Source organism: Shouchella shacheensis, from assembly GCF_001484965.1.
Classification (GTDB): domain Bacteria; phylum Bacillota; class Bacilli; order Bacillales; family Bacillaceae_D; genus Shouchella; species Shouchella shacheensis.
In genome coordinates this window covers 1-12,111 of sequence record NZ_KQ947394.1, presented here as the reverse complement: position 1 = coordinate 12,111, position 12,111 = coordinate 1, and the positions used below count along the sequence as shown (strand labels likewise).

Here is a 12,111-nt window from a genome sequence, read left to right as displayed (position 1 = left end):
TTTGCAAATAAATGGAAATTTAAAGGAGGATGAAGATGAACTACATAGCTGAAATGAACGCACTTCATGTACGGCAGGAGACTGATCCACGTAGTCCCAAAGCGACTGTTCTTTGGTATGCATTAATGGATGTTTGCAACAAAACAGGTTGGATGAAGCAATTTTCCGTAGCTGCTGCTGTGCTTTGTTTTAAGACAGGGCTTACGGAAGATCAAGTTTTCAAAGCCCGCCGAGAGTTAGTCAAGAAGGGCTACATCACTTTTTATAGTCGTCGAGGCAAAGCAGCGGTCTACGAAATTCATTCCTTGCTTACAGATTACTCGACCACCCCCCAAGAAAATTCCTCAGAGGTATAAAATAAATTCATTGGACAAGCAAGAAAGACTCATCCAAATAAATCTCAGGATTTCTGCATAAAGCGCTAGAGCAACTGCATGGAGATTCGCACAGAGAAGTGCACGATAAAGTGTATGGTGAAACGCATGGAGATGCGCAAGACATTCGCATGGAGAAGTGCATGGAGAAATGCACGGAGATATGCATGCATTAGTTAAATAATACAAAACAAAACCAGACCATACAAAAGCAGCCGCCGCTGTTTTAAGCGTGGGGTTCCACTGTTACAAACAAGTGTTTCAGGTAGGCTTTTCGATGGCCCAAGAAAACGATGCGAGAATGGGGCATGTGCAGCGCCAATGAGAACCCCATAGCCATCGTGATTAAGGGGGATTCATCTAGTTGGGAAAAGAGGAGCCTTGATGTAAGAAAAACGACTTCATGTTATAATATATGCAAACTATTTGAAATGAGGAGAAAATGATGGATTTACTCGATCCGAAAGTTGATTTCGTTTTCAAACGCATTTTTGGAAGTGAGGAGAATAAAGATGTGCTCCTTCGGTTTTTAAACGATGCATTAACGGAATCGGTCACGTCGATCTCCCTTGTGAATCCTTATATTGACAAAGATGCACTTGAAGATAAACAGTCGGTTTTAGACATAAAAGCGGTAACCGCCAAAGGAGAACAAATCAATATTGAAATTCAATTATCCAATAAGCAAGATATGGAGAACGAACGCTGTATTATTGGGCGAAACTGTATGAAGAACAGATGCAGGAAGGAGAAGAATACCGGGATCTTAAAAAGACCATAACGATCAATATTCTGGACTTCAATAGGGTGGATAATCATCAATATCACAATATTTTTCATTTGCGTGAGGATACGACCCATATTCTTTTAACGAATGACATTGAAATCCACTTCATGGAGCTTCGGAAGCTGGGTGAGGAACATTATGATTTATCGGATCGATTAACAAAATGGCTGTTATTCTTGAAGGGGATTCAGGCACACGAATGGGAGGAACTAGCGATGGAAACACCCGAGTTGAAAAAAGCGATGACTACCTTGGAATTTTTAAGTCAGGACAAAGAAATGCGTCGACTGTATGAAATGCGCCAAAAGTCGCTGTTAGATGAACGTTCGGCGTTGGGGAAGGCGCGAAGGGAAGGGAAAGTAGAAGGGAAGGAAGAAGGGAGAGAGGAAGGGAAAGCAGAAGAGAAAAAAGAAGTAGCCATTAAATTATTTGCAGACGGCATGAGCATAGCGAAGGTTGCAGAATTGACAGGACTATCTGAGACGGAAATTGAAAAATTGAAAAAGCAATAGGTCGAGACATTAAGATCAAGAGAATCTTGCCGCTATCGGGCGCGAAAATTGAAAAATCTTTGCGCCTATTTTTGATTTAAGTTACACAAGCGTGATCTAACTCCACCGTCTTTAGACGGTATACGCTTTTAGCCTTGAATGTAAGAGTCCATACTTGAACTGAGGTGAAAGTATGGACGGCTACAAGAAAAGCAGTCATGCAGTTTATAGGGCAAATCGTTTATATTGGGAAACAAATAAAAGATGAGAATTGGGAAACTCTCACTATCCCTAAAGGAAAATCAGAAGAATATTTACAACAAAAGCTGAAAGAAATCAGTCACAAAGGGGTTAACCTTATTCAATCATCGAGGCGCAAGAATTGAATAAGACACAGCGCCCGTCTTTGCATATTAGGGTTAAATTGGGGATACCGTTATAATTGGAGTTGAATTAATTAGACTTTTCCCCAATAGAAGAGGTGTGATTATTTGAAAGCTAATGTAACCGTTTCAAAAAACATAGTGCTATTAGCTATATTTTCGGGCAGCCGATTGGGGTATCCAAAGAACCCTTGTTGGTCGTGGGTTTGAGGTTGTATGGATAGATAGACCTTAGCGAATGATGTAGGCAGTGAGCTGACGAGATTTCGACCTCAACGGCATAAGCAGCTATCCACCAATCGTACGTTTTTTGTCAATCTTTTCTTCGCCTCTTTTTGGTACGATAGGAGGGAGGTGGTAACCATGAGGGTTAAGTCTGGATTTATTTTTCCATTGGTCTTTCTCGGGTTGTTTGAACTGATACGTGCGGTGTTTAACTGGGTGGTTCCATGGACACTTGCCACAGATTTCCTCTCTCTTAGTGTCATCATGATGACGCTGATCCCTGCATCGCTCCTTGTGGTTGCGAAAGTACAGGAGTATTTAGAAACGCCGGCACGAGAGCGTGAAGGGCGTGTGCAGAGAGTGATCATTCCTAAAATGATGGCGATCCTCGCGTTTGGCTCCGTCTTCATGCTTTTAATGCGCGTATATTTGCTGCTGGCAAACGAGGTCTTTCATGTTGCGCAAGTAGCTGGACTCGCGCAACTGTTTACAATCGCTCTTCTCATTGTCCCGTGCTCACTGATGGTGAGCCGTAAACTATATGAACAAGTTTCTTAAGCTGATCCGTCAACGTTAGACGGTCAGCTTTTTTTCATAGCAATAAAATGGGAGTTTGCGGCCTTCGTAAAACATCTCGCCCACTTTGTGATAATCAAGTCGTGCAAACAGTGCCTGTGCTTTTTCGTTGAGAGAGTAAGTGTCAATTTTCATCGAGCGCAGTCCCTGTTCGATGGCAAAGCTCTCTGCAAAGCCAATGAGTTCAGAGGCGAGTCCTGATTTTCTGGCCTTTGGATCGACGGCGAGGCGGTGAAACGTCGCCGCTAAGGCATCCGCTGTTTCCCATAAAACGTCTTTGAATTCAGGGGCTAAGTTCCGGTCGACGGCAATCATCCCTAGAATGGTGCCTGCTTCTTCTTTTATAAAGAGGGAACCTTGAGCGATGTCGTTCTCAAAATGCTCGGCCGTGGGGTAGGTCTCGTCCCACTGATCGCTGCCTTCTGCGTTCATAAGGCGGGTGGCTCTGCTGGCAATCGCTGTAATGGTTGTTAAATCTTGACTGGCGGCTTGTCTAATCATGAGTTCCTCCTGGGGCTTGATCGCTATTAGTATAGCTTATCAACCTCTGCCTTCGCAAAAAGTTTGCAGAGGGTCGTATCCCCGTGTAGTGCCCTTTACTTTTCCCATAAGTCTCTGCAGATGAAGCTTAAACAAAACCATTACCAACATATGAAGTTTCGCCTGCGTGATTTTATAGAGAAACCAAGGGAGGGAGGGCACGTAGTCGTGAATCGCTATAATGATTTCCCTGCTTTGCGGGATTTCCCTAAATTCTAGACGAGCGCGGTCGTTTGATCGGGCGTTGACGAATAAGCCACCGGTGATGTGGAACAGGGCATGATCTGCCGTGCCCTGCTCCGTTGAAAACGTCAGTTGAAGCAGCGTCCATTTCCGTAAAAACGGTTTGATTTGAACGTTGCTGTGGGCGTCCATCTCTACACGAAGCAGAGGACTTCCTATGTCCGCAAGCCATCTGGGGTATTCTCTGGCCACCCACTGGGCATCCGTCCCCTGCGGCAAGGGCATGCGCTGGAGTGAGCGCACGTCATTTTTTACCTTTGCTTTGTTTTCGCTCATGCCATCATTCCTACTTTCTAACTGGCGCGGTACGATCGTTGTTAGCCGCTTGACGAGCGTTTTCACCCTTGGAAAGGGGGGTTTTTTTGCTTCCGTGCTTGCCTCCATTTGAAACGTCGATGCTGGGACTCCGTATTGTTGTAGTGTGCGTTCGACTTCTAGTCGACTTCGTAAACGACGAGAACGCTGTCGCTTGGAAACGTTTGAGGGAATAGCGTCGCTTACATAGAGGATATGTTTGATGCTATGATCTCGAGCTGCGCGGGCGAAATTGTCCGCAAGAATGATATCGATGTCCTTGTCTTTCGCCTGTGTTAATTGGGCGGTAGACACTGCAGGTGAGTGGATATAAATGGCATAATCAGCACCTTCGAGAGCTTTCTGCGTCTCCTGCAGGGAAAATAAGTCACAAGGGTGTGCTGTATGGTGCTCGGCGTTTTCTTTTTGATCAGCGTTTTGAACCAAGGAGGTGACGTCCGAGAATTCGGATAATCGGTCGATCAAATTCTGCTCCATAGGGGTATTGGTGCCAGTTAGCACGACTACAGGTCGTTTCTCCTTCATTCTGATCACTCCTCTTCTTCTTTTGGCCAATGCAAGACTATCGAAAAAACTGATCTAGAATTGTAGGTGGGGTGTCCCTAGTAAAAATCAAAACAGCAGCTGCGGCGAGAAAAATAAGGATGATCACCCAGAACGTTCGACTTGTTTCCATAGTATCCTCTCCCTCCGATAGGCCTCTTACGATCATTTTATAGAAAAAGATTGGCTGGAGCTACTGAGAGAAAGGATAAAAATCGGAAACCGGATTTTCACAACTAAACCGTTCATTTCATGACGAGAGACAGGCCTGCCCGGATGAGACAAACGGAGAGAGAACTATTTTTATTGTGTAGACAACTGTCCATTCATAATAAACATAGATTGACTTATCTGACAACTAGGTGTACAATAGTTTCGACTCATTAAAAGAAGCACTAGGAATCTAGGAGAGACAAGAGGAAAGAGGCGGACGTTAATGGCAAAGCAGATGTTGGAAGTGATGAAAAGTGTTCATGGAAAGCCAAAGCCAGAGGCAGACGAGCTGGGCTTTGGTACCTATTTTACGGATCACATGTTTGTGATGGACTATACAGAAGACCAAGGCTGGTACTGTCCACGAATTATCCCCTATCAGCCGATTACGATCGATCCTGCCGCCAAAGTTTTTCACTATGGTCAGACGGTGTTTGAAGGGCTAAAGGCGTATCATGGGAGCGACGGGGAGATCCGTCTTTTTCGACCGGAGGAGAATCTCGCCAGACTCAATCGCTCGAATGATCGCTTGAGCATTCCGCCAGTGGATGAAGCGCAGATGCTTGCGTATCTTAAAGAGCTCATTAGTGTTGATAAAGAGTGGATCCCGAGGGAAGTGGGGACGTCGCTTTATATTCGCCCTTTTATCATTGCAACAGAGACGAAAATCGGGGTCATTCCTTCGTATGCTTATAAGTTCATAATCATTCTGTCGCCAGTAGGCGCGTACTATGAAGAAGGCATGGATCCCGTGGGAATTCTCGTGGAAGATGAGTATTCGCGCGCTTCTCGGGGGGGGACCGGGGAGGCCAAGACAGGAGGGAACTACGCTGCCTCCTTTAAAGCTCAGGAGCGAGCCACGGCGAGCAACAAGTCACAAGTTCTCTGGCTGGATGGCATAGAGAAGAAATTCATTGAAGAGGTTGGCAGTATGAACGTTTTCTTTAAAATCAATGGAGAGGTACACACCCCGATGTTAAATGGCAGCATTCTTCCAGGCATTACTAGAAAGAGTGTGCTGGAACTTCTTCACGACTGGCAGATCCCTGTTCATGAACGAAGGATTTCCATCGATGAGATTATCGGCGCCCATCGTAGCGGCACGCTTGAAGAGGTGTTTGGCACAGGTACAGCAGCCGTCATTTCACCTGTGGGTGTGCTCCAGTGGGAAGAAAAGGAGTATGTGATCAATAACCGGGAGACTGGAACGCTAGCCAGTCGTTTATACGAAACGGTCACTGGGATTCAAACCGGCGAGCTTCCCGATCCGTATGGATGGACACAGACCATTGCAACAAAAGAGGTCGTCCTATAAAGAATTCAAAGGGCTCACGGGTTGAGCCGTCTCTCTGCGTTCTCAGAGAGACGAAGCTCGCAGAATGGGTGAATATTCGATTTAACAAAAGGGCGGAACTGGGCTACAATAGCAAGAGCTACGTTAAAATAAGCAGGCAGTTGAGAGGGAGAGATGAACGATTGTGAGTGAGTTAGAAGCATTATCTGTACGCGAATTAAACGAACGACTAGAACACTTGGAAAAGACCTACGGACGATTCAAAGAAGAGAATTTGAGCCTAGACATGTCTCGAGGAAAGCCTTGCCCTGAGCAGCTTGAGTTGTCAATGGAAATGCTGGACGTGCTTTCATCGACGTCACCGATGGAGACAGAGAACGGTGTCGATATTCGTAACTACGGGCAGTTGGATGGGATCCCTGAAGCAAAAAAACTTTTTGCGGAACTGCTCGGTGTGGGCCCGGAAGAAATCCTCGTAGGTGGGAACTCAAGTTTAAGCTTAATGCATGATGCGGTGGCCCGCGCCATGTTTCACGGTGTCAAAGGAAGTGAGAGGCCATGGGTTCAGCTACCAAACGTGAAGTTCCTTTGCCCGACCCCAGGGTATGATCGGCATTTTGGCATCTGTGAACTTTTTAATATTGAAATGATCAATGTCGAGATGACGCCAGAAGGTCCGAACATGGATCAAGTGGAAAGGCTCGTGGCAGAGGACGAGGCGATCAAAGGAATATGGTGCGTGCCGAAATATAGCAATCCGCATGGAATTACGTACTCTGACGAGGTCGTTGACCGCTTTGCGACAATGGAAACAAAGGCGAATGATTTTCGTATTTTCTGGGATGATGCCTATACCGTCCATCATCTAACAGAACAGCCAGACCAGCTTAAAAATCTACTTGCTGCAGCCAAAGAGGCCGGAAATGCTGACCGCGTATTCATGTTTGCCTCCACATCGAAAATGACCTTTCCAGGGGCAGGAGTAGCAGTGATGGCCGCAAGTGCGGAGAATTTAGAGTTTCTTCGCAAGCAGCTTGCCGCACAAACGATTGGTTCTGATAAGATCAATCAGCTTCGTCACGTCCGCTTCTTTGAAGAAGTAGAGTCCATCGAGGCACATATGAACAAACACGCTGCGGTGGTTAAGCCTAAGTTTGATCAGGTGCTCGAAGCCTTTCGCAGAAACTTAGGGGGCAAAGGCATCGTTTCTTGGTCGGAACCAAACGGCGGGTACTTCATTAGCCTTGATACACTTAAGGGCTGTGCCAAAGAGGTCGTGGACATGGCTGGGGAAGCAGGAGTGAAGCTAACCGGAGCAGGGGCGACCTTCCCTTATGGCATAGACCCAAAAGACCGCAACATCCGAATTGCGCCAACCTTCCCTTCCACCACTGAGCTTGAGAAAGCCATGAACGTTTTCTGTGTGTGTGTGGAGATCGCTAGCATCAAAAAATTGCTAGGGGAAAAGTAAGGAATGGAGATACGCGCGCTTAAGAACGAAGAAACGTTGCCCTTGGATTTGCTACTGCTTGCTGACCCAAATGAAAAACTGGTGAGGGAGTACGCAGCCCGCGGAACTTGTATGGTTGCCGAAGTGGATGGGGAGGTTGTGGGGCAGTATGTTCTTCTCCCAACTCGTCCGGGCACAGTAGAGCTTGCGAGTGTTGCCGTCACTCCGCGCGAGCACGGCAAAGGAATCGGCAAAGCGCTTGTAAGGCACGCAGTGTCCAGCGCTCGTGCCATGGGGTTTGCAACGATCGAGGTCGGGACGGGGAATTCAGGCATGGGACAGCTCGCCCTTTACCAAAAATGCGGCTTTCGCATGGTGGGCATCGATGTTGATTTCTTTGTTCGACACTACGACGAGGAGATTGTGGAGGACGACATTCAGTGTCGCGATATGATTCGCTTGTCACAGGATCTATACTAAAAAACACCGGCGAGGGACTGCTTCCCACGTCGGTGTTTTGCGGTTTGTCTAGCTCCTCGCTTCTGAGCGACCCTCCTGCGCTTTTCGGATTGTCTAGCTCCGGCGGGTAGAAGCGTCAAGATTTTTCAGCCCTAACAACGAAATCTAAGGTCGGATTTCGTTTGTCAGGCCCTCCAAAATTTGCGCTTCTGAGCGACCCTCCTGCGCTTTTCGGATTAATCCTGATCCGTCAACAAAATCGGTCCATCCTTCGTAATCGCCAGTGTATGCTCATACTGAGCGGAAAGCGTTCCGTCGGACGTCCGCGCGGTCCAGCCGTTTGCGTCCATCTTGCTGTTGTAGCGTCCGATATTTACCATCGGCTCAATGGTGATGACCATGCCTTCACGAAGGCGGAGCCCACGTCCTTTTGCCCCGTAGTGCAAGACTTGAGGGGGTTCATGAAGCGTCGGGCCAATGCCGTGGCCGGTGAAATCACGAACAATGGAATAGCCTTTCGGTTCTGCGTAAGATTGAATGGCATGCCCAATGTCACCGAGGCGGTTGCCCACCTGGGCTTGCTCAATCCCTTTATAGAGGCTCTCGTAAGTCACATCTAACAAGTCTTGAGCGGTTTTGTCAATCTCTCCAACGGCGTAGGTCCACGCGGAGTCAGCCAGGCCGCCGTTAAGGTTGAAGACGGAATCAATCGTGACAATGTCTCCGTTTTTCAGAGGCTCTTTTCGAGGAAAGCCGTGACAGATCTCATCGTTAACGGAGGCGCAGGTGGCGTATTCATAGCCATTGAAGCCTTTTTGTTCGGGGGTGGCCCCGTGTTTCTTCAAGAAGCGTTCGACGAATTGATCAATGTCATGCGTCGTGACTCCGGGCTTAATCAGCTCAGCGATTTCCAAATGACAGGAAGCCATCAATTTTCCTGCCTCGTGCATGAGCTGTATTTCTCGTTCGGATTTCAAGGTAATCATTTCTTCACCACTTTCCCGTTAATACCAAAATAAAATGCCTTCAGGGGAGGCTTTCGCTGAAGGGTTCCCTCTTTTTTTTGCCCGTATAGAGCATTGATATGCTCACTGCTTATTTAATGCTCTCTTTCCTCTGCTCTGCTTCGTCAACCGGCGCACCGCCGCGGGCGAGTATGAAAAAGGACAGAAGCGCAGCCGCACTTGCTAGGCACATGATCGCCCCCATCGGCACCGCTGTCTCTTCACCAGCAATCCCGACGAGAGGGGCGGATGCGGCGCCTAATAAGAACGGAAGCAACCCAAGCAAGGCACTGGCACTGCCCGCTCGGTGTCCTTGCGTCTCCATCGCAAGAGAGAAAGACGTTGTACCGACCATTCCAATACAGGAAACAAATAAAAAGACAGGGATAACAATGCTAAGTAGAGGCCCTTCAAGAAGGGTCATGATTAAAAGCAGTGTACCGCCAGAAGAAGCGATTATTAAAGCGAAACGCAAGAACGTTCTCTCCGGAATAATCCCCGCGTAGCGTCCCACTAAGTGCGTTCCAACAATAATTCCAAGGCCATTGAGAGCAAAAAGAAGACTGAAGACTTGAGGAGAGACATTGTAGATTTCCTGGTACACAAAAGGGGTTCCCGAAACATAAGCGAAGATTCCTGCCGTCATGAATCCTTGCGTCAAAGCAAAGCCCATAAAACGGCGATCCTTGACTAAATCAGCAAACGTTTTCAGTGTATACGCAATAGAGCTAGGCACTCGATGTTCCGGCGGCAACGTTTCCTTTAACTTCCATAACACAACGACGCTCATGAGAAGCCCAATGATGCTTAGGAGCAAAAAAATGCCGTTCCAATCGGTAAACGTTAAAATTCCGCCACCGACGACGGGTGCAAGAATGGGAGCGAGACCATTAATAAGCATGAGTAGTGCAAAGAACTTGGTTAATTCTCTTCCACTAAAAATATCGCGGACTACGGCTCTAGAAATGACGATACCGGCTGAAGCGGTGAAGCCCTGCAAAAACCGCCCGACAATCAAAGTAGTGATGTTTGGTGCGAACGCACAGAGAAGCGACGCCCCCACATACAAAATAATCGCCACAACGAGTGGAGTACGTCTGCCTTTAGCATCACTCATCGGTCCGATAAAGAGCTGACCAAGCGCGAGCCCAAGTAGGCAAGCGGTGAGGCTAAGCTGTACAAGGGAAGCACTCGTGTTTAGATCACTGGCAATCTGAGGGAAGCTCGGCAAATACATATCAATCGTCAGTGGCCCGAAAGCAGCAAGCGATCCTAGAAGAAAAGCCAGTGCAAACCGTTTTTTTCCTGTTGGAGTTTCACCCATTTTTCACAACGACCTTTCCTTAAGAATCATCGCACAATCTCTTTATTGTAACTCAAATTCAGAAAAAGGGAAGGTCCTGTGCGTATATTTTAACTAAACAGTAAGAACGAATCGCTCCAACCAAATCTCTCCAAATGTTTAACGGGGCTGAAAAAGGGAAAAAGTAAGTCGAGGTTTTTTTGATAGGAAAGGTGAGAAAAAAGATGAATCGATATACAGAGACGCTATTTTCGCAAGAACATATCAGCAATCACATTTTGAAAAATCGCTACATTGTCGGGCCAATGACACGCGTTAGTTCTGAAAAGGATGGAACGCCCAATGAGCGTGTGCATAAGTATTATGAACGATTCGCCAGAGGCGGCTTTGCAGTGGTGATTACCGAAGGAATTTACCCCGATACTTCTTATAGCCAGGGCTATGAAAATCAAGCCGGTCTTGCCACGATGAAGCATGTGGAAGCATGGAAGCCCATTGTTCGGAGTGTCAAAGAGCACGGTGCGAGAATCATTGCCCAGCTCATGCATGCCGGAGCCCAATCACAAGGAAACTATCACACCGAGGAGACCGTCGCCCCGTCCCCATTTTCGCCACCAAGCAAGAAAGTAGAGGTATATGGCGGAGAGGGAGAATTTCCTGTCGCGACGGAACTTTCAAAAGAAGGGATCAGAGAGGTGAAAGCTGGCTTTATCCAAGCAGCCAAACATGCAGCAAGCGCTGAGTTTGATGGCATCGAGCTTCACGGGGCGAACGGCTACTTGTTGGATCAGTTTCTGTCGGAAGTGAGCAACCAGCGTAACGATGAGTATGGAGGCTCCGTTGAGAACAGAGTACGCTTCCTCGTAGAGCTCATTGAGGAAGTACGAGAGGCTGTCGGGACAAACATGATGGTAGGCATCCGCATCTCGCAGATGAAGGCCACAAATGGGGAGTATAAATGGCCTGGAGGTGAAAACGACGCAAAAATCATTTTTTCTAAGCTTGGGGAGACGAGCGTCGATTACATTCACATTTCAGATGATGATGCAAGCACACCTGGATTCGGTGCGGAGACGATAACGATGGCACAGGCGGCTAAGCGCTTTGCTGAAAAACCCGTGATCACATGTGGGGAACTCGGGGACCCCGATAAAGCGTCTGCCCTCATTGAAAAGGGACACTGCGATTTTATAGCAATCGCTCGTCAAGCACTTGCCAACCCGGATACGCCTCATCGTGTTGAACAAAACTTGCCCCTAGACGCATTTGATGCAAAGGCAATCATGACACCCAAGGCGTACGTGAAAGACTTTGAGCTTGAGATGGAGATAATTGAGGGACGATAAGAGTGCTCGCTTGGAGTTGGAAGTCAAAAGCGCGGGGCAGAGAGTAGAGCAAGAACACACTTCCTGAAGGTTCCTACCTGCTTTTTAACAATTGAACCTGCTATTGGGCTGGCTCACTCACTATCAAAGCCAGCCCTTTTTTTGTCTAGCTCCCGCGAGTAGAAGCTCGGGATTTTTCAGTCCTGCACCGAAATCCAAGTTCGGGATTTCTAGCGCAGGCCTTCCAAAATCCGCGCTTCTAAGCGACCCGCCTGCGCATTTCGGGTTGTCTAGCTCCGGCGCCCACTTGCTCGAGGTTTCTTCAGACCGCCAGATCAAGTCAAAGAGCGACTTGATCCTGCCGTTCTTCCAGAACTTGTCGCTCGTGAGCAGGGCGCCTGCGCATTTCGGTATTGTCTAGCTCCGGCGGGTAGAAGCGTCGAGATTTTTCGCCCCGACAACGTAATCCAAAACCGGGATTCCTTTTGTCAGGTCTCCAAAATTCTCGCTCCTGTTCGACCCGCCGCCGCTTTTCGGTGTCTAGCTCCGGCGCCCACTCGCTCGAGGTTTCTTCAGACCGCCAGAT

At 47.7% G+C, this 12,111-nt stretch carries 11 protein-coding genes and 2 pseudogenes; 8 read left to right on the top strand and 5 right to left on the bottom strand.

Annotated elements, in window-relative coordinates; genetic code table 11:
- Positions 1-35 precede the first annotated feature (35 nt).
- From AVZ68_RS02320 to AVZ68_RS02310, 4 genes and pseudogenes are all read left to right on the top strand, one after another.
- Entirely contained in the window at positions 36-356 is a 321-nt protein-coding gene (locus tag AVZ68_RS02320; protein ID WP_059102943.1) for a helix-turn-helix domain-containing protein, read from the top strand.
- 460 nt (positions 357-816) lie between these two features.
- Positions 817-1,673: pseudogene (locus tag AVZ68_RS02315) on the top strand (Rpn family recombination-promoting nuclease/putative transposase).
- Positions 1,674-1,879: 206 nt separating this feature from the next.
- A pseudogene (locus tag AVZ68_RS19590) lies at positions 1,880-2,038 on the top strand (DUF1572 family protein); the annotation flags it as partial.
- Between the two features lie 360 nt (positions 2,039-2,398).
- Entirely contained in the window at positions 2,399-2,818 is a 420-nt protein-coding gene (locus tag AVZ68_RS02310; protein ID WP_059102942.1) for a hypothetical protein, read from the top strand.
- A gap of 15 nt (positions 2,819-2,833) precedes the next feature.
- Here AVZ68_RS02310 and AVZ68_RS02305 read toward each other — a convergent pair whose 3' ends face one another.
- Complete coding sequence (locus AVZ68_RS02305) at positions 2,834-3,337, bottom strand: GNAT family N-acetyltransferase (protein ID WP_059102941.1); 504 nt, start codon at positions 3,335-3,337, stop codon at positions 2,834-2,836.
- Positions 3,338-3,376: 39 nt separating this feature from the next.
- On the bottom strand, positions 3,377-4,459 hold the full coding sequence (locus tag AVZ68_RS02300; protein WP_059102940.1) for a Rossmann-fold NAD(P)-binding domain-containing protein: 1,083 nt from the start codon (positions 4,457-4,459) through the stop codon (positions 3,377-3,379).
- 454 nt (positions 4,460-4,913) lie between these two features.
- On the opposite strand from AVZ68_RS02300, the gene AVZ68_RS02295 reads away from it, so the two are divergent.
- The 3 genes from AVZ68_RS02295 to AVZ68_RS02285 all read left to right on the top strand — a co-directional run bounded on the left by AVZ68_RS02295 (position 4,914) and on the right by AVZ68_RS02285 (position 7,914).
- Positions 4,914-6,005, top strand: coding sequence for a branched-chain amino acid aminotransferase (locus AVZ68_RS02295; protein WP_059102939.1), 1,092 nt, complete (start codon positions 4,914-4,916; stop codon positions 6,003-6,005).
- Between the two features lie 163 nt (positions 6,006-6,168).
- Positions 6,169-7,455: an aspartate aminotransferase type Ic gene (locus tag AVZ68_RS02290; RefSeq protein ID WP_059102938.1), complete on the top strand. Its 1,287-nt coding sequence runs from the start codon at positions 6,169-6,171 to the stop codon at positions 7,453-7,455.
- A 3-nt stretch (positions 7,456-7,458) separates the two neighbouring features.
- Positions 7,459-7,914 (top strand): GNAT family N-acetyltransferase, encoded by a 456-nt coding sequence (locus AVZ68_RS02285; RefSeq protein ID WP_059102937.1) that lies wholly within the window; start codon positions 7,459-7,461, stop codon positions 7,912-7,914.
- Positions 7,915-8,129: 215 nt separating this feature from the next.
- Here AVZ68_RS02285 and map read toward each other — a convergent pair whose 3' ends face one another.
- Positions 8,130-8,879, bottom strand: coding sequence for a type I methionyl aminopeptidase (gene map / locus AVZ68_RS02280; protein WP_059102936.1), 750 nt, complete (start codon positions 8,877-8,879; stop codon positions 8,130-8,132).
- 109 nt (positions 8,880-8,988) lie between these two features.
- Positions 8,989-10,221 carry a Bcr/CflA family multidrug efflux MFS transporter gene (locus tag AVZ68_RS02275; RefSeq protein ID WP_059102935.1) on the bottom strand — a complete coding sequence of 411 codons (1,233 nt, stop codon included), beginning with the start codon at positions 10,219-10,221 and terminating at the stop codon, positions 8,989-8,991.
- Positions 10,222-10,424: 203 nt separating this feature from the next.
- On the opposite strand from AVZ68_RS02275, the gene AVZ68_RS02270 reads away from it, so the two are divergent.
- On the top strand, positions 10,425-11,546 hold the full coding sequence (locus AVZ68_RS02270; RefSeq protein WP_059102934.1) for an oxidoreductase: 1,122 nt from the start codon (positions 10,425-10,427) through the stop codon (positions 11,544-11,546).
- A 319-nt stretch (positions 11,547-11,865) separates the two neighbouring features.
- Here the strand turns inward: AVZ68_RS02270 and AVZ68_RS20555 are convergent.
- Positions 11,866-12,111, bottom strand: a 246-nt coding sequence (locus AVZ68_RS20555; RefSeq protein WP_059102932.1) for a hypothetical protein, incomplete at its 5' end; no start/stop codon positions are given.